Source organism: Bacteroides sp. D22 (genome assembly GCF_000163675.1).
GTDB classification, from domain to species: domain Bacteria; phylum Bacteroidota; class Bacteroidia; order Bacteroidales; family Bacteroidaceae; genus Bacteroides; species Bacteroides xylanisolvens.
The window spans coordinates 105,715-124,954 of the sequence record NZ_GG774796.1 but is presented as its reverse complement, the minus strand read 5'-3'; the positions used below and the strand labels follow the sequence as shown (position 1 = coordinate 124,954).

General features: G+C 39.2%; 10 protein-coding genes. All 10 read right to left on the bottom strand.

The window, feature by feature from the left end; genetic code table 11:
* The 10 genes from HMPREF0106_RS22365 to HMPREF0106_RS22410 all read right to left on the bottom strand — a co-directional run bounded on the left by HMPREF0106_RS22365 (position 1) and on the right by HMPREF0106_RS22410 (position 19,181).
* A complete protein-coding gene (locus HMPREF0106_RS22365; protein WP_004296568.1) occupies positions 1-1,869 on the bottom strand; it encodes a hypothetical protein in 1,869 nt (622 codons plus the stop codon).
* Between the two features lie 150 nt (positions 1,870-2,019).
* Positions 2,020-3,084: a DUF4973 domain-containing protein gene (locus tag HMPREF0106_RS22370; protein ID WP_004296569.1), complete on the bottom strand. Its 1,065-nt coding sequence runs from the start codon at positions 3,082-3,084 to the stop codon at positions 2,020-2,022.
* 24 nt (positions 3,085-3,108) lie between these two features.
* The gene (locus HMPREF0106_RS22375; RefSeq protein ID WP_004296570.1) at positions 3,109-5,187 is read right to left on the bottom strand and encodes a RagB/SusD family nutrient uptake outer membrane protein; all 2,079 of its coding nucleotides are present in this window, start codon (positions 5,185-5,187) and stop codon (positions 3,109-3,111) included.
* Positions 5,188-5,200: 13 nt separating this feature from the next.
* Positions 5,201-8,281: a SusC/RagA family TonB-linked outer membrane protein gene (locus HMPREF0106_RS22380; RefSeq protein WP_004296571.1), complete on the bottom strand. Its 3,081-nt coding sequence runs from the start codon at positions 8,279-8,281 to the stop codon at positions 5,201-5,203.
* A 23-nt stretch (positions 8,282-8,304) separates the two neighbouring features.
* Entirely contained in the window at positions 8,305-9,738 is a 1,434-nt protein-coding gene (locus HMPREF0106_RS22385; RefSeq protein WP_004296572.1) for an IPT/TIG domain-containing protein, read from the bottom strand.
* Positions 9,739-9,793: 55 nt separating this feature from the next.
* Positions 9,794-11,695 carry a family 43 glycosylhydrolase gene (locus HMPREF0106_RS22390; RefSeq protein WP_004296573.1) on the bottom strand — a complete coding sequence of 634 codons (1,902 nt, stop codon included), beginning with the start codon at positions 11,693-11,695 and terminating at the stop codon, positions 9,794-9,796.
* A 365-nt stretch (positions 11,696-12,060) separates the two neighbouring features.
* Positions 12,061-13,131: an SGNH/GDSL hydrolase family protein gene (locus HMPREF0106_RS22395; RefSeq protein ID WP_004296574.1), complete on the bottom strand. Its 1,071-nt coding sequence runs from the start codon at positions 13,129-13,131 to the stop codon at positions 12,061-12,063.
* Between the two features lie 111 nt (positions 13,132-13,242).
* The gene (locus HMPREF0106_RS22400) at positions 13,243-14,355 is read right to left on the bottom strand and encodes a glycoside hydrolase family 105 protein (protein ID WP_004296575.1); all 1,113 of its coding nucleotides are present in this window, start codon (positions 14,353-14,355) and stop codon (positions 13,243-13,245) included.
* 48 nt (positions 14,356-14,403) lie between these two features.
* Entirely contained in the window at positions 14,404-16,200 is a 1,797-nt protein-coding gene (locus HMPREF0106_RS22405; RefSeq protein WP_004296576.1) for an exo-alpha-sialidase, read from the bottom strand.
* 26 nt (positions 16,201-16,226) lie between these two features.
* Positions 16,227-19,181, bottom strand: coding sequence for a glycosyl hydrolase 115 family protein (locus tag HMPREF0106_RS22410; RefSeq protein WP_004296577.1), 2,955 nt, complete (start codon positions 19,179-19,181; stop codon positions 16,227-16,229).
* Positions 19,182-19,240: the final 59 nt, after the last annotated feature.

Genomic DNA, 19,240 nt, shown 5'->3' with positions numbered 1-19,240 from the left:
TTATTCCCAACCGGCTTTATCACGGATACATCTGTAGGGGATTCCGTAATCCTTCTTCACTGTCCATTCATCGTTAAATGTCTGTCCCGCTATAGTAAGACCTGGCAGTTTGATGTTCACCCAAGCTACGTTCGGCCACGTACCATAACAAGCTAAGTCTTTCACATTGGGAGTAGCTCTATCGTATGGGTATCCCCCCAATATACGCAAATTAGTAGCCTCATCGTCTTTATCGAACCAACAGTAAGTATATAAAGCCTCTGCCACTTGTGATTTAAGATGCTGTCCTACCCACAAAATATAATCTTTTGCCTCTGCATCATTCAATGCTGTCCAACCCTCGGGACAAAGATTCTTCGCCCCCTCATTACCCGTTTTACCTTTCATAGGAGTATTAAACGTATATCCTTCAGTTCCACAGAAATAAGCCTTATCTACTGTATTATGGACAAGATAGGTGGACTGACGACAGTGCACTGGCGAATAGAGCTTCTCTTCCCACGATAGACAAGGAAGCGGAGTGCCTGGATACGGATCGGCAAACCCGATTACCAACAAGTTCTCATCTGAAACGGCTCCGTTAAGATGTGTGATAGCAAACTGACTTGTCTTCTCAGGATGTGCAGTCACCGTGTAAATAATCTCATGACGATAAAGACCGCTACCTGCATCTTTAGTAGATGAAGAAATGGTAAGCCATTTAGGTAGGCTTCCGTCATACGCAGCGTCCAATGCTGCTGAGCTATAATCTGTAACGACACGTTTTATAGTATATGGCATTGTAGCGTCAGCTGCAATCTTTACATAAGTCCCTTTAATATCTGTACCAGCAATGACAGTAGCCTTGTCATCCATTACAGAGATTCCGTCTTCAATCGTCACCCAATCAATTGAAGTACCGTCTTTCCATTCTTCTACTGAGATGTCAAAGCCTGTAGAACCGGCTATCTTTTTCGTATTAAGCTGATAGAGATAGTTGGCCTCCACATTGATATCAGCAGTAAGATTCAGATAAAGAGTCGGCCCTTCCGTATTGGTATTGGCAAGTTTAGTGGTAGCCCATACAACTGTTTTTTCATTCTGCTCAAGAGTTGAAGTCAACTGAGTCGGATAAAGATAGAAACTCTTTCCGTCATTAGCTAAATCAGCTGCCGGTATTTCCAAAACATCAGAAGATATATTGCCTGCATTACCACTTACGTCACCGATGAATCCTTGAGTGTATCTATTCTTAATATATACCTTATCGATCACTAATCCCGATTCTGTTGGATCATTCAACAAATCAAATCTAGCTACACGTCTTTTAAGTTTTACATCAACCTGATTATTGGAAGATTCTACATCGGCAACTGTTACATACTCCTTACCATCTGTTTTGACATTAGACATAACAAATGGAGGATTCAACTTACCACTTTCGGCAACAGTTTTGCTATTTAGTAGTTCATCGATTGTATTTGTTGCACTCATATTAGGGAAATTGCTCTCATTCTCACTCTCCACAATGATGAATCTCTTTTCTCCTCCAGTCGAAGAAGTTAATTCAACAGTATATGACCTTGTATCACCGTTTGCACCTACAGAAGCAGCTGCATAATTTAAGACATACCTTTGTTCATACTTACCTTCTCTGCTAAATTGATAAAAGGCTATTTTGTCATTAGTGCCTCCATTTTCGTCACCTACACCTACTGCCCTTGTAAGGAATGCCCCGGGAGTATGCACATTAAACGTTATTTTTCCTTTGCCTAAAGGCTGTTCCTCGGGGGCTGGGGTTTCATCACTTTTCGAACAACCAACTAATAAAACAGTTGACAACAAAGCCAGACATATATAAATATTCTTTAGAATTTTGTAGTTTTTCATATGTAAACAAATTAATTACGCTCCTTATCCCAAAAGAGCTGACTAAACCATTAATAAATTGTTTTATAGTTCTAAAAAACTTGAGAGGCTGTACCCAATCCCAAATTTGAACACTGCCTCTCAATATTATATTCATCAATCAACAACCCATCAATTCCATTCGATTTGTTGGTCTTCGTCCGGAATCAACGTATTCAAGTCACGTTGCATACTTAATGTACCTTCTACTCTATACTTCATACGGTTACCCGGGCTAAGTGTATAGTCCTCAAATGAGTATCCCATAGACAAAGTGATATAAATATGCTTCAAGTAAGGCTTCACAGGATCATTCTCTTCGACAATCGTATAATAAGGAGCTTCCTTAAATTTGTCGTCTCCTTCGCCCAGCAAGAGAATTTTAAAGTTATTGCCATCCTCTCCCCCGTTATCGGTCCATAATCTCAGTTTCTTCTTCAACTCACTTCCTTCATTCAGCGGTTCATCTGTAAACTCTACATATAATTTATAGTATTTACGGTCCATGTAATTCACATCACGAACTCCCATATAAAACATAATGGTCTTCTCGTCATACACATAAGCTTTATGGGTAGCTAACATGAAATTATCCTTTTGATTCTCCAAAAAAATCTTTAATAGGCTACCATCATACGAACCGGAGTAATCATTGAACGGAATGATATTCAACAATGCTTTCCGATAATGCAGACGGTTGTTCACCTGATAGTTATAAGATGGATCGTCTTGAATAGTCAATGGTAGAATATATTTATCCGACATATCCAACGGTTTCGCATTGTTCTGCCCTCCTAGCGTAAAATCAATAGGTAACAGTGCTTCAGATTCACCTGCAGGCATTTCTACAGTTTCCGGTATGGAATAGTATTGTTGATCCAACAAATGGTAAAAAAGTTCCCGACGGCGTTCACCAAAACGTTCCTGATTCAACACATCCAAAGTATCCTTATCAAGTGCTACATGAATAGTTCTTGCCTGTGTATTCATGGTTGAACCACTCAACAAAACCGGAAGCTGATAAGTCACCACTCCTCCTGGTTTGTAGCGTACATAAGTAGAAGTTACTCCTTCATTATTAATCTCTGCTTTGAAAGATGCCAGCTGTTTGAATTGTTCATCTTCCCACTCATTGTTACATGAAGTGCAACATACTGCCGCCATCATGCCAATCAATAATTTACATATATTATTCATATTTTCTATCCAAATTTAGTAGGTTTATTCCGGATCTTTCCAGCCCGGATTCTGAATCATCCACATATTTCGTTTCATTATATTGTGATGGATTGGCCAAAACCACATCTTCGTAGTAAACATAGTAGGCAACGAAGCGACTTCTATCGGTGTATGAAAACTATCTGGATTTTCCGAAGTCAAATAGATATTACAACCATAAATGGGAAGAGCCTCTTCAACTGGAGCATCACACCAACGACGAATATCAAAGAAACGATGACCTTCCGCAAATAGCTCAATCTGACGTTCTCGTTTTACTTTAAAACGAAACTTCTTTACATCATCGTACACCTCATAATCTGGCAATCCAGCACGAATACGAATAGGCTGAATACCTTCCTTTAAAGCTGTTGCCGAACGTGTGATAGTATACATAGTCTCGCCATTCCAAGAAGGAATCTCATAAGAACCCTCGACCTCATTCAGTGCTTCTGCATAATTCAACAGAATCTCTGCATATCGAATGTCCGGAGCGTACTTTTGAACTACACGACTTACGTCATACGATTTCTCAGAATCTGCTAAATCCTTCGGATGTACAAACTTCTTAATACCAATACCTGTACTCAAATAATTGGTACCTGCTTTGTAACCATCTTGAGCATCTCTGTAGTAGAAAATAGGAACGTTCGTTTCTTCTTTATCCTCTGCACTTGCATTCAACATATGCCATACACTACCATTGTAGGCTACTGATGCATAGAAACGAGGTTCACGGTTCGCATATTGTTTAGAAACACCTTTTCCCAATGGACCTAATTCAGGATAATTAGACAATTCAGACGTTTCAACCACCCCTGAAACACGTGGCTGTTCATTGTAACGGCTTGGGTCGGTATATCCTTCCATACCCTTATACATAGAATTCATACCCGGACAATCGCTACCATCTTTCATATAATAAGCATCACATTGTTTCTGTGTCATGCCATGGCAGTTATATCCGCCTCCTTGTGAACGGGGCAACTGATGGATAACCATTACCCTGATATTCTCAGCACCCTGATTGACACCTCTGGTAAATATAATTTCGTCATTATTGTATGCACCCACTTCTCCATCAAACAAAGAACGGTATGATTCGAACGGATCAATATTTTTCCAACCGTAAGGCCAATCCTGAGAATGGAAAGTTCCATTATCGTCCGGCGGAGTAATAGTTGTCGGGTAAGCCATATCATCACTTTCTCTTTTATAAGCAACATACAATTGATACCGTTTCAATTCCATTACATCCTTAGCAGCAGCAGCAGCTCTTGCCCACTTCCGATTGTCGTATGTATCAGACAGCAACTTACGCCCGCTCTTATCAACCAATGCATCGATCACCTCTGATGGTGCTTGTCCGTTATATAAAGGACTTGCTGCATATAAAAGCACACGTGAACGAAGTGCCAATGCTGCACCACGTGTAGGACGCACAATATTTTGTACGTCTCGCTCGTCGTCCAACATCGTAGCCGCCTTCACCAATTCCTCGGCAATGTAATCTGCACATTCATCATACGTATTTCGAGGATAAGCGATATCATCATACTCTTTCGTATAATCGACCCCTTCATCTGGGACAATGGGCACCGGACCGAATGAACGAATCAGCATCCAATAGAAATATGCACGCAGGAAATGAGCCTGTCCTTTCATATCAGTAATCTCAGCTTCAGTAAGCTCTTTATTTCCATCCACATTATGAATGAAAATGGAAATGTGACGAATCGCTTGATAAGCGGCCTGCCATATATACAAACTGTTTCCACTACCTAATCCTTTTTCCGTATAGTTTCCACCCTTCCAATCTACATAATTCAAATCTATGTAGTACATATCATCTGCAAAATTGAAACTAGTGTTCTTCTTGCTGTTCACTTGTTGCAGATAATCGTGATTCATATAAGCGTATCCCTTTGCCAACCATTCATTGGTATAGTCCTTACTCTGAAACACATTTTCAATGTTAACACGTTCCTCGAAAAGGTAGTCTGAGTCCAAATAATCGGTACATCCGACAACCATGGTACTCACTCCTAATATAAAACCTAAATTTATTATAAGTTTCTTCATATTCTGTTCTTGTTTATAGATTAACTGATACGCCTAACGAAAGCGTCTTGCTCAACGGATATTTCTTTCCGTCCGAACTGCCCAATTCCGGATCCCAATATTTAAACGAAGAGAATGTCAGCAAGTTGGTTCCGATAAAGAAAACACGTACTTGATTCAAATGAATCTTATTAACCCAAGCTTTCGGAAAGGTATAGCCGATATCCAATGTCTTCAGACGAAGATAAGAGCCATCTCTCAACCAATAATTAGACTCTTGATAATTATTTTTATTATCACCATAAGTCAGACGGGGGAATTCTGCATTCGGATCTTCATTCTCACCCAGAATCCAACGGTTGCTTTCTGCCATTTCTTTCAAAACATTTCCCCAGCCATCACCACCTTGGAACATAAAGACAGTTGTACCTTTGACAAAGAAAGACGACTTACCTGCTCCTTGGAAATGAGCATTGAAATCCAACCCTTTCCATTTGGCCGAAAAGCCAAAGCCATATATCAAGTTAGGACGAGTAGTAGCACCAATAGCTACCCGGTCTTGTGAGTCAATTATACCATCACCATTGACATCTTTATATTTAATATCACCGGGCATCACTTCACCAAAAGTTTGCTTCGGGCTATTTCTGATTTCTTCATAATCTTTAAACAATCCCAGAGCAATAAGTCCTCTTGCCTGATTGACACGATGCCCTTGGGCTAGCTTATATTCGTAAATGGTGTTCTCTTCATCTTTTTCTATCACCTTGTTCTTACTGTAAGTAATATTACCACGTAACGTAAAATTCACCTTACCGAGTTTCTGTTTGAATGCAAAATGACCATCAAATCCTTTTGCTTCTACAATACCGACATTTGCTTTCGAAGCATTATCAATTCCCACTTCGTAAGGGATATAAGAACGAGTCATATAGATACCGTCACGACGTTCTTTAAAGTAGTCAATCTCTCCGGTCAGTTTGTCATTAAAGAGAGAAAAGTCAATACCCAAATCTTGTTTAGTAGCAACTTCCCACGAAATAGCAGGAGAAGCCACTGTTGAGTAATATTTTCCATTCCACAATTTTTCACCAGTCCCAATATCTTCAAAATGATAAACATTATTATCGGTTGCTATCGAATACAAATAGGGGAAACGGACTCTTTTATTACCTTCATACAAAGCATCATTTCCTGTCTTTCCATAAGAATAACGGATTTTCAACATATTCAACCATTTTCCGGCAATCTTTTTCATGAATGGTTCCTCAGCCAAGTTCCATGCACCGGAGATAGCCGGGAAGAATCCGAAACGATGGTCTTTGTGGAAATTCTCCGAACCGTTGTATCCGAAATTAAAATCAATAAAATAACGATAATTCCAGTTATAGCTGAAACGTCCGGCTATTCCCTGATTACGATAAGGAATACCATTCTTCAAGTCTGTACCTATATTTTGAGTAAAAATCTTAGAAGCCTGCGTATACTTCAGTACACCTCCAACATGATGAGTTTTGAAAGCACGACTATAGTGCAATTCCCATTCAAAGAACTCTCTCTTTTCTCCTTCCGAATTGGAAGATTGCGACATCACTTTCTCGTCTCTGATTTTCGTGAAATTCAATGTTCCGTCCGGTTGACGATAACGGTCGGCCTTGTAAGCAGCCGGAGATTTATAACGTTTAATCCAATTGGAGTTATACGTATCATATCCGAATCTACCTACAAAACGCAATCCTTTGGTTATAAAATCCAGTTTCTGTTCCAGCGTAAGGCTGGTTTGAATATTATTCTTCCAACTTTCATTATATCCGGATTGTGTAGTCATTACCCAAGGATTCATATTATCATCCTTATCTGACCATCCCGGAATTTTTCCATCCGAATATTCTGCCGGCATCATGATGGAATTATATCCCATCAATACAGTCCACAAATTATCTGTACCACTACCTGTATCATTCTGCTTACGCAAAGAACCGGATACCCCGACCTTTAACAGAGTCGTTTTCGTAATATCAATATCCACATTCATACGGTACGTCCATTTTCTGAAATGTGCGTTTGTATTATAATCCTTAAGGCTTTTGTCAGTCTTATACATACCTTGTTGGTCCTGATAACTTCCGGAAACAAAGTAACGTGCAGTTTTACCACCACCACGCATATTCAACGTTGCACGTGAACTCCAAGCACCGTCACGCAATACCATATCCATCCAATCTACATCCGGAAAACGGTCTGGGTCAAGTTGCGTACGAAACAGTTCCAATTCTGATGGCGAATATAAAGCCTCTTGATTTCTTGTCAAACGAGCTTCATTAGCCATAGAAGCATATGTATAACCGTCTACAAATTCCGGTGCCTTTGTAAAAGTGCTATAGAACCCCTCAACCTTTGCATCAATATTGATTTTACCTTCCTTACCACGTTTTGTATTAATCAAGACTACACCATTGGCTCCCTTACTACCATAAATAGCCGTTGCGGAAGCATCTTTCAATACTGTAAATGATTCAATATCTTCCACGCTCACTTCATCAATATCACGTTCAAATCCATCAACAAGTACCAATGCAGCCGTATTAGCACCAAAAGTAGATATACTACGAATCCAAAACTCAGATACACTACCCGGTCGTCCAGAAGTTTGCATAGCCATTACACCCGGAACAACACCTGCCAATCCATCCACCACAGAAGTGGAAGGAACCGATTTCAACGCATCTACATCCACATTAGTAATGGCACCAGTCACTGCTATTTTCTTTTGTGCTCCCGTACCTGTAATTACAACTTCATCAATAATCGTATTAGCTGCTTCTTTCATTTTTACGTTGATGGTTTTTTGTTCTTTTACCAATACCACCACAGTCTCATAACCTATATATGAGAATACAAGTCTGTCATAAGCAGATGCCTTTATTTTGTATCGACCATTTATATCAGTAATAACACCCAACCCAGGCATATTCTGTATCGCAATATTCACACCAATTAAGGGTTCCTTATTCTCATCGGTCACCACTCCAGTTATCATTGCACTTTCCTGCGCCCAAACGGTTATGGAAAAGAGCAACAATAATATACATGCAATCAAATTTTTACTCCTCATAAAATATATGTGTTTATCATTTATTATTCTTCCATAGCAATTTTACGTATCACCGCTTGCTCTTTCCCGTCGCGACTCATACCCCTCTCGCCTACATAGAAGCATTTTCTTTTTTCATCGTATGCAATCGCCCACGGATAAGCAAAACGAGCTTCTGAACGTAATGCACCATTTGCAAAACCAGGATCACTTGAGTCATTTCCACGTCCTGCAAATGTTACTACTCTTCCTGTAGGTGTCAGAATACGAATGCAATGATTGCGTTCATCACAAAAATAAAAATCATATTCATCTTCTTCACCTGCATATTCCGGATTCTTTACAAACACTCCCTGTGTCGGACCATTCAATTGCGCCCTGCTACCTACTCCGTCACGATAACCGCTTCCACTCGCACTTCCCGCCACGATATAAGGGGTTGAGAACTGATCTGTAGTAGAATTATAGTCCATACGGGAGATATATCCATTTCCTCTTTCATTGTATTGACGAAGCAAATAGGCATATTTTCCTGTAGGATGAACTACCATGCGCAATGTTTCTTTTACACGCGGATGCGTAGCTATTTTCGTTGTTGTCTTGTTCTCAAAATCATATTCATAAACCACTTGATCAGGATAAAGAGCATAATAAATCCTTCCCGTCTTAGGATGAACAAAGGCACCAACCGCCTGCCTTTGCTTTGATTCGCCTAATTTTACTTCCGTTTTAAAGTCTGAAACACGTTTCTTCAATACGTTTACATTTCCATCTTTAGCCAAATCACGAGAAATAATCATATCTTGATTCTCATCTGCCGTCCAATTAATGATAGAAGGTTTATCGCCAATAGCAGCTAAGGAAGCCTGCATAGTCACCGTTTTTTCTTCCAAATCAATCAGACGAATAGAACTTATATTATAACAAGTTAAATACAAATGGTCAAAATTTGATTTCGGATCAAACGAAAACCATGTAGCTCCTTTTATACATCCACATGCATCGAATGCCCCTTCGCCCTGAAAAGCATCTTTCTCGTTCTCAAAACGTTGACCAGCTAATGTAGAAACTAACCATTGCTTTACATAAGTAAACTTCTCTTCTGCTTCAGCAAAAGCCACTTCTTCGCCATTGTCATCATACACACTAATTTCCACATCACCTTCAGTAGCCATACGTGGTACTACACAATACAATATATTGTTCTTAACTGAAATGATATTAGCTTCTTTACCACCAACTATCACTTTCAATTTTTTGGGGTCGTTCCCAAAGTTTTCTCCATATAATATAATATTGTTACCAATGCCACCCGATTTTGGGGAAAAATCTGTAATTACCACAGGCTTAGTAGGATCGAAAGGAAGGTTTTCTTCCTTGTCTTCATCCTTACAAGCAGTAAAGCAAAGTACGACCAATGGCAATACCACTGCACATAATCGGATAAACCGAGTTCTCCAATCACTTTTCTTTTTCATACATCAAATTTTAGTTTTACTTAGAAGTCTATATATTTACAATATTTTCAACATATCAGTTATTAAATACTGGCAGTAAATCTCCCTTTGAAGGCACACATTTTTTAATGGTCGGCCAGCCGTCTGCCGACCACACAATGCGGTCGAGCATACCTAAACGTCCTCCAACCGTACCATTCTCTTTTACATAACTATGATATATCATCCAATCTGTACCTGCATCATCTGGAATTATTATGGAGTTATGACCAGGACCAAAGAATGTTTCACCGTCACCTTCCAACACTAACTCCCAAGAGTTGTCCAGCATATCTTTTCCTTTTCTATCGACATACGGACCAAGGAGATTTTCCGAACGGCCTACCACGACTTTATACTTACTATCCATTCCATTATTCGGACAGCAATTATTTATAGATGCAAACAAATAGTAGTACTTACCCTTCTTATAAATATTGGTGCCTTCAAATGCCCTGCCGCAGACCTGTTTCTTCAGCACAGGCTTACCATCTGCTCCCCGTTTCACAGAAAGACCATCATCCGTAAGTTCCGTCACATAAATACCGTTGAAACTCCCGACAAACATATATTTTTTACCATCTTCTTCATAATAGAACTGGTCGATACAATTAGAACCGAAATCATCTGTTATCAGCAACGGTTTAGCATTTAAGAAATCACCAACCGGACTATCTGAGGTAGCAACCGCCGTATAACTGATGCTTCCATCCCCCCATTTTGCCCATGAGAAATAAAGCACATATTTTCCATTGATGTAGCGAATTTCCGGTGCCCAAAATGCACCTCCACCAGGAAGTACATCTTCAGTAGGTCTAGTTGCTTTTCTGAAAGCACTTCTTTTAAATTCCCAATTAACCAAGTCTTTAGAAAAATAAATAGGAATCCAATAGGAATTAGTTTGAGTAGCATACAAATAAAAGCCTTCATCAGTACGAATAACCGTAGGATCGGCTACACTAGAAAAAGTTATTACCGGATTTGTATAAGTCATACCTATTTTGAAATAACAAATTTCATTATGAAGAGCAACGCTTTCATGAGAAGCCTCCCTTAACTGTACAGGCAACAAATATTTTACAGCTTCCATTCCTTCACGCTTCACTGTAATTCCTCCAGTAGCTTCATTCTCTCCAGCTTTAAAAGATATCCCTTCTCCTAAATCATAGTTAGCCGAAGGAAGAAGACGATAAGAAGTCTTATAATCCTCATTATACTTAGCAACCAGTTCCTCCGCATTAGAAGGCACTGCTAATGTACATGTAAAGTTCCAAGGATTAGTCTTTATTTCTCCGTCTGCCCTACAATTAAAAGTAGCATCCACCGAAACCGGCATTGACATTTTACTAACACTAATTTCCTGTGATGGCATAACCAAACTAACCGTTGGATAATCAAACGATATATGCAAAAGAAAATCACTTTGACTTTTACGGACCTTGGCAACAGATGAAGTAAGTCTCAATGCAATAACATATTCTGTTCCATTTTTTTTGAATTCAGTGAACACTTTATCTGGAGCAAATTTCACCTCTACTTTTTTTGAAGCAATGCCCTGTTCGAGAGTAATCTGTGGCGTACTTATCGAATATAATGAAGAGGGCAACAATTTATAAGCTGTTTCTTCCTCTTTATTATATGCCTCCAGATCTTTCTCATTCCACGCTTCTAACTGTGCAGTAAGAGCGACACTCGCACTGCCCCCCTTCAATTCTACAGAGAAAGGGTACACAACTTGTGCCACATCACTACTGGAAACTTTAATTACATTTAGTCCATTAGGCTGTACTTGTAAATACTGGTTCGAATTGACATCCCCATCTTCACTAGAAACATCCTTAGTATCATCAGAGCCACATGATAAAAAAAGCAAAAGCCCTGCACTAAGAAACATTAGCCCAATTTCTCGAATATTTTTTTTAATTGAATTGTAATTCATTACATATAGATTTAAGTAATACCCTGTGTTTTATACTATAAAAACGTTATCCTTTGAACTATCTTTTTAACTGTATCTAAAAACTAAATTTCGTATTATATAATAATGATCATTATCTTTATAAAAGGTACTAGTGCCCCTATTGTGTGATACAAAAGTAGAGAATCAGGAGTATTTAAGATATTAAATATAGGTCAATAAATGAAAAATTAGTCCCAAACTAATCTAAAGTATTCAAAGATAACACAGAAGAGCATTTATTAGTACTTATCTGAACAATATCTTTCTTTTATTGGATAATTTCTTCTTCAACAATCCACTATTCTAAGATAATAACTATATCCTAAGCTAACAGCAAGCCATTTTTATCTAATTGCCTTCTTTATAACCGGACAAACTAAATCAGCATATCTCATCATACCTAAGTCTGTAAAATGAATACCATCTACAGTAGCCTCTCCATCCTCTCCCAGCATATTCTTTGATGAAATAAGAATGATATTTTTCTCATTTCTTTTCTTTAAATGATTGAATATCTCTTTCAACGTATCATTCTTTCGTCGCACTTCTTTAGCAACTCTTTCATCATAAAATGTATGAGGAAAAATAGGATCCTCTATAAAAATAATTGGTGTATCCGGATGTTTACCACGAATGATACGATAGAATGTTTCCATCCGTTCTTTCATCTTTGCAACAGAAGCATTAGGCACAAAGTCCAAAACGAAAACACTAGCTTCTACTTCAGCTATTACTTTAGCTACTTCCAAATCTAGAAATGCATTTCCACTGAATCCTAAATTGATACATTCACGGTTTAATCTTCTTGATATGATATTGGTATGTGCCATCCCCGGACGTGAAGCACAACCTCCTTGAAGAATACTGGTTCCATAAAAAACAACAGGATTCTTACGAATTGGATACTCCACTAACGGCTGACTAATAGTAGCCAAAGAATCAACTCCGATAGACAAAGAAATAAGACCATCATACAATGGCAAATAAAGCATGTATTCTCTTTCTTCAGGATGCATATTTTTTATAATGGTGACCTGATTTGTTTTTCCTTTCGGACGGGCACTATTGACAAAACGCCAGTCACCATTCTTCTGAAGACAGTAAAGATCTAAACCTTTTGCACCAGTATCAGTCATATGATTCATGTGGGTATTAAAAAGAGCCACCCATTTAGCTGCTATCGTAGTGGAATTACTACGGAAACGTATTGCCATTCCTGCAGAATTACGGCTCAAATTCCATAATGGAGCACGAGAAATATTCTTTAATGAATCCGGGAACCTTTCATATCGTGCCCCAGCACTCTCTGTCGCCCTTCCTAATAGTGGAAAATTCGAAGCATCGTGGTATACTAATTGAGCATGTATATGAAACACTAAAAAAAGTACAATAAAAATACAAAATTCTCTTTTCATATTCAAGTATTATAATTTCAGACCCTTCAAAAATAAATATATGTTATGTTAAAAGCAACAATACACTATGAATAAAAAAACTCCTAGATCTGTATCCGATCTTTTATTGTTTTATTTATTCAATAATGCATAAGCACACCATATTATCGGTGCCTGTCCATGATAATCACCGGCGATGCGGGGACGATCCATATAATATTGTTTACTGTTTTTCTTTCCGGTTCCAACACAAACCTCAGTAAGATCATTCTTGTCATTAATATAATTACATAAGCCAAGCCATGCACGGCGTGCCACTGGAGCATATTCCTCTTTATTCAACCAGCCGTTATTGACCCCCACAATCATGGCATAAGCAAACATTGCCGAACCAGATGTCTCTGTCCAAAAGTCCGGTTCGGTAATCAGCTGATTCCAAAGACCGTCCTTGTTCACATATTTTTTCAAGTTATCCATCATCAACAAGTAACCTTTCATAATACGTGCACGATTAGGATCCTTTTCCGGTAAGTTATAAAGCAACTCCGTCATACCGACAGCCATCCAACCGTCACCACGTCCCCAATAATAAGGCACATCCGGTGCATGATAGAAAAGACCGTTGGGATGTTGCAATTCGTCCAAATACAGAACCATTTCTTTGGCAGCCCTATTTATGTACTTAGGATCACCAGTAGCTTTATAAGCCTCAGATTGCACAATAGTAATCATATACATATCATCAATCCAAAGACGAGTTTGCCAAGAATATCCCTTTTTATCCCATTTACGCTCCTCTTCATTCGCATTGGCAGGAAGCTCCCATTGAGTGTCAGCATAGGGCAGTCCCAGATCTAAATAACGCTTATCTTTCGTTATATTATAAAATCTTAGAGGTAAGCAACCAAACATATTTTGGTCTACGTGAATCGGTGGAGGTAGAAGTTCTTTTTCCAGATGAAACAATAATTCGAAACGGTTTCTTAACAGCTTTATCAATTCTTTATTATTTGTCAATTCTGCAAAACGAAGAGCTCCATACCATGTACACACCTCTGCATAATGTATTCCTCTATCAAAATACAGTTGATGTTTAGTTTCCATTAAACGTCTGCTCAATTTATTTCCAACCGTCTTTGGATCTGCCTTCACAGGAAAATCTCCAAAATAATTTTGAGCAGAAATCACATTTGAGCTCAAAAAAACAGTCATCAATAAGGCATAAATCAAATAATTCCTTTTCATAATCGTAGTGTTCTATATAATTAATTATTCAATATTAAATTCTCCGAATCATAACCCAGTCACCGGTATCCAACGTGCCGTACTTGTAGATGCAACATCACAAATGGCATCTAAAGAATTTCGCTTTGTAATAGAAAAATTGACAAGTACTTGCCCGGAAGTGATAGTCAATTTTGAACGTGGAATAGCAATTTCAGCAATATATCCATAATCATCTATAAGCCTCTCATTTGTTTCATTGCAAACATAAGTTTTGACCTGGGCATCTAATTGAGCTTCTTTCCATGATGCATCATATATTTCACAATTCTTCAGTCCATTCATTGTTACTTGTATGCAGCAAGCCCCTTTTGACAGCTTATTATTACTCACAGGAGATACGTATAAGGAAGCGTAATCAGAGGCTAACAAGTTTCGATCAAGTACTTCTAACAGGAAATAAATATTATCATCATCATACGAACAACGTAACGTTCCTTGTGCTTGTGACTTACTGCCCACAAAGAGTGCATGATCTGTATTTGCCCACTCTTTATTGTTACCATCTATTGTTACCTTTCTTTTCACGGCATCAATACGATGATTAAGTACAAACTGTGCCATCTGAACCGGTCCTTCTTTCGCTTTAATATTAGTTCCAACCAAAGTATGTGAATCAATAATACAAAATGATCCCCAATAACCACCAGAAAAAGGTTGATAAGCGCTACCGAAATTACGAGCAGTAGCATCTCCTATTTTAAGAGTATATTTACTTGACGATTCATACGAAAGGACGGTTTCTCCCGAAGGGAGCTGTCCCAAATATGGTCCCATACCGGAGAAAACACAATTATTACTATCGACAGGTCCTTCCTGGTCGGCAGCCAAATATTCCCATTTGTCTTTATCTGAATAACAAAGCGAAATATGATATCCTGAATTATTGGTTTCCACAGCAGCAGCTAATCCCTTATTATCATTGAGTCTCACAACAGAAGGCATCTGATGATTATAGCCGACAATTCCGTTTTTCTCCCACCTCATTCGCAATACATAATAAGGAGAAGAACTAAAGTCCGGTTTCCATGTCTTTCCTCCATCAGTAGAAACAACCATTGCCGTACCTGTATCTGTGCCATGTCCTTCCAAGCCAGTACGACTGCTATCTGTAAAGTAACAGTGTAATTCACCTGTAGGCAACTCCAACAAGAAAGGTTCCCAATTAACTCCCTGATAGATCTTGATAGGTTCACTCCAAGTAACACCATTATCCGTACTGCGCTTTAATTCAATTCCTGCATCTTCCGGCAAATCCCGATAACCGGAATTAGCTCTGCAAGATGCAACTGCCAATATATCTCCATTAGAGAGCACCAGCCCATCGCAATTAGCATAGCAATGTATATTCTTATTGCCTTTGCTATCGATAATGTCATAACTGTTAAATATTTCTCCTTTATTGCTCCAAGTTTTCAGATCCTTACTAAGCGCATAAACACAACGCCGACCAATATTATTATTAGCACTACCATTGTGATAGAACAAAATATAGTCACCATTCTTCATCTTTTTTATACGAGGATAGCGAGGATACGAAGATTCCATAGTCACAAGCATCCGATAGTTCATCATCAATGAAGAGCGTTTCGTAACATCTGCGTGGGAATTTATAATAGGTGTCCCCTGATTCAATTCCCCAATAGGTGTGATGCTACAAACCACAGGCTCCTGGGATTCGTCCTCCTTTGGTTTCTCCGTATTCCCGTTACCAGCTAGTAAATTCTCATCATTTTCACCACTGCCCCCGCACGCTATAAATGAGATAGCTATGGAGAAAAATAACATAAAAAAAGTGTTTTTCATAGCTCTAGTATATTTTATTCAACTTGCTATTTTCCCTGTCTCGTCGGTTGCGGACCTAAATATGAGCGCTTCATTCCTCCGAAATCCAAGACAATCTTTTGCAATACAGTTCCGGCATCGCCACATATAATTTTCACTGTGTGTTTACCCGGTTTGTCGATATGCAAAGTGGTTTTGTTGATTCTACAGTTCTTCAACACACTTTCGTACCAGATTTGTGCATACTCAAAAGAAGAAGTAGAAGGATTCATCACAGGACCTTCGTCAATACATACTCCATATTTCGTTTCCACATTCGTTGCTTCATGTCCGGCATACCCACGGTCCTTACTTAATGTAAATGTAGGCAATACGTATGTGTAGACATCAACCGAACCTTGTTCGAATGTATAGAAATCATATTCCAGGCGAGGGGTACTGCGACCTGCTGTCCGCTGCGGGGCGGCTGTCGGGTCACCTAGTTGAATAGCTGTATTTTCTATTCCCAAGTTAGGAATCGTTCTCATTTGAATAGCTTTGTTCTCTACCTTCCGGTGAAAACCGGCAGCGTCAATAGAAACATATCCATTGTGCTCTACAAATAAAGTGTCCATTTCGGCTAATGAAGGAGAAGAAGGGTTGAAGACTGAAATATAAACATTCTCCTTCTCGCCACGATCAGATGCGATTTCCAACGTTCCGAATACTTTCTCACCAGTCGGGACCTTAGCCCAGTCGATTGAGACTTCTATACGATTTTCCGTGGTAGTTTCTCCGGCTTTCTGACTTAACAGAATCCAGTTATCTGAAACCGATGCTTTCCATTTCAGAGGAGTCGCTCCTTTATTGAAAACGTCTACGTAATAGGATTGGCGGAAGTATGTGTTGAAACATGGCAGGGAATGGAAACTCTTCTGCCCTTTCAAAATATCCTCTCCTTCGGCCAATATGCCCAAAGAGGCTGCAGATGCCAGATTTACCTTCCGCAGAGCCGGGAGTTCAAAGTAGGCTGCGGCAAATCCCTGTTTCATGGTCATTACATGATCCCATTTACCTCCAAGTAATGAGTTATATCCTTTTGTTATTACTTCCAGACTATCATAACAAGCCTTAGTCATTTTTTCCAGTTCTGCGGTAGTTGCCCTCTGTTGAATAGAGTACCAACGGTTTCTCTGTCCGTTGAGAATCATACGGTTCAATAGTTCACATCCTTTCACCGGATAGTATAATGATTGATAATAGCATGCTTTCTTATCTTCTGGCAAAGCTTTCAGGATTTTCTCTACCATATTCCCTATCCGTTGATATTCAGCCAAACGAGTATCCACTTCACGATAATTGGCAAGCGAAAAATCAGTATCTGTATTCCGTTCTCTTCCGTGTTTGTCGGTAGCCCACTGATAACCCCATCCCATAAACTCCGGCTTACGCGCAAAGGCCAATTTATAGAAAGAATTTATCACATCCTGATATTCAACCCGATAGTCATCTCCCAACATGCCACACAACCATTCGGTACGATAGTTTGCCGCTCTTTCAAAACTGAATGAATCAATATCGAAAGCCATCGTCAGGAAATAATCAACAGCAAATTCACATGATTTGATGTCTCCGGCATTGAGCAGCCAGATACGATCAGCTGTCATGTCATAAGCTTTACGGAGTTCTTCATACATTAATGTGGGTGAAGTTGTGTTCATCCAAAGATGATCGTGAGGTTTACCCAGATAAGAAGAATGATAATATACTCCCGAACGTCCGGAACGTTTCTGTTCTTTCGGACTGCTCAAACGTTTCATATATCCATAATTATCATCCGGCCAGATAATAGTCACATCATCCGGAAGTTCCAATCCCTGATCGTATACATCCAGCACTTCCTTATAAGGAGTAAAGGCTTGAGGAATGTCTTCCGCACGCTTACCGATGGCATCTACCAGCATTTGCCTTTGTGCCATCAAAGCTTCCTGAAGCATTTCCTTTCTATCATTCATATTATTGCTTGCATTCATTGCCCGGTCGTGCAATCCACGCAAAGCCAAAGTATATACATTTTCAAACGGAGCACATTCATCTACACGTGATTTCAACACTTTGTTGACTCCATCCTTATTATTGATATAGTCCCATTCACCCATTTTATCACGCTTCCACTCACTTGCCGTGTTAAACAATAACGGTTCACAATGAGAGGATCCCATGACAATAGCAAAGCTATCCGCTACCAGGCGATTTTCAGGAATACGGTGGAATGCCATGGATGCGTCATGCATAGCCGGACAAAGATAATTAGCCTGAAGACGCAACAGCAGTTCACACACCTTTGCATACGTTCTCGGTCCGAAGTTTCCACGTTCTTTTTCAAAATTGCGTTTTGACCAACGATAGAGTCCCCAGTCCTCATCATTGATAAATATCCCTCTGAACTTGACAGACGGTGTTTTAGAAATGAACTTATCAACTTTTACACTAACTTGTTTTTGCTGTTTGATTGGAGCATCCGCCCACCAGTACCAAGGAGATACTCCTATTGCTTTTGATATGGAAAGAAGTCCGTAAGCAGTACCACGCCTGTCACTTCCAGCTACGACAATTGCTTTCTTTATGCCCGGAATAGGATTATTGACCACTTCTATCATATAACGCTCCCAACTTCCGGCAATGGCAGCTGTATCTATTTTGTGTCTCGATACCAAAGCGTCAATCCACTCGCTTTTTCCTATAGTACCGGCAATAATCGCATACCGCGCAGATACTTTCCCGGGCTTGCTTTCATCTATTCTCAACTCTTGTCCCGTCACACGACGAACATCATCCACAAAAAGAGAAGCGCTTTTACGTACTACAGTTGCATCTTTTCCATCAAAACAGATAACTGCATTCGTTGATGAAGAAACAATAGGAAAACTATTCTTTCCGGTTCCTTTGTCGAGTAAAACTTGTGCTTTTGCCGAAATCAGGCTACAACAAAATAAGCCCAGCAATAAAATTTTATTTTTCATATATACATTAGATTGACTATTGATAACGCAAAGTAAGGCAAAAAGCAATAAAACGAATA

Bases quoted from the DNA above. Each gene is read 5' to 3' on its own strand.
- HMPREF0106_RS22390 (WP_004296573.1), bottom strand. From the start codon at position 11,695: ATGAATTACAATTCAATTAAAAAAAATATTCGAGAAATTGGGCTAATG.
- HMPREF0106_RS22385 (WP_004296572.1), bottom strand. From the start codon at position 9,738: ATGAAAAAGAAAAGTGATTGGAGAACTCGGTTTATCCGATTATGTGCA.
- HMPREF0106_RS22405 (WP_004296576.1), bottom strand. From the start codon at position 16,200: ATGAAAAACACTTTTTTTATGTTATTTTTCTCCATAGCTATCTCATTT.
- HMPREF0106_RS22400 (WP_004296575.1), bottom strand. From the start codon at position 14,355: ATGAAAAGGAATTATTTGATTTATGCCTTATTGATGACTGTTTTTTTG.
- HMPREF0106_RS22380 (WP_004296571.1), bottom strand. From the start codon at position 8,281: ATGAGGAGTAAAAATTTGATTGCATGTATATTATTGTTGCTCTTTTCC.
- HMPREF0106_RS22365 (WP_004296568.1), bottom strand. From the start codon at position 1,869: ATGAAAAACTACAAAATTCTAAAGAATATTTATATATGTCTGGCTTTG.
- HMPREF0106_RS22410 (WP_004296577.1), bottom strand. From the start codon at position 19,181: ATGAAAAATAAAATTTTATTGCTGGGCTTATTTTGTTGTAGCCTGATT.
- HMPREF0106_RS22395 (WP_004296574.1), bottom strand. From the start codon at position 13,131: ATGAAAAGAGAATTTTGTATTTTTATTGTACTTTTTTTAGTGTTTCAT.
- HMPREF0106_RS22375 (WP_004296570.1), bottom strand. From the start codon at position 5,187: ATGAAGAAACTTATAATAAATTTAGGTTTTATATTAGGAGTGAGTACC.
- HMPREF0106_RS22370 (WP_004296569.1), bottom strand. From the start codon at position 3,084: ATGAATAATATATGTAAATTATTGATTGGCATGATGGCGGCAGTATGT.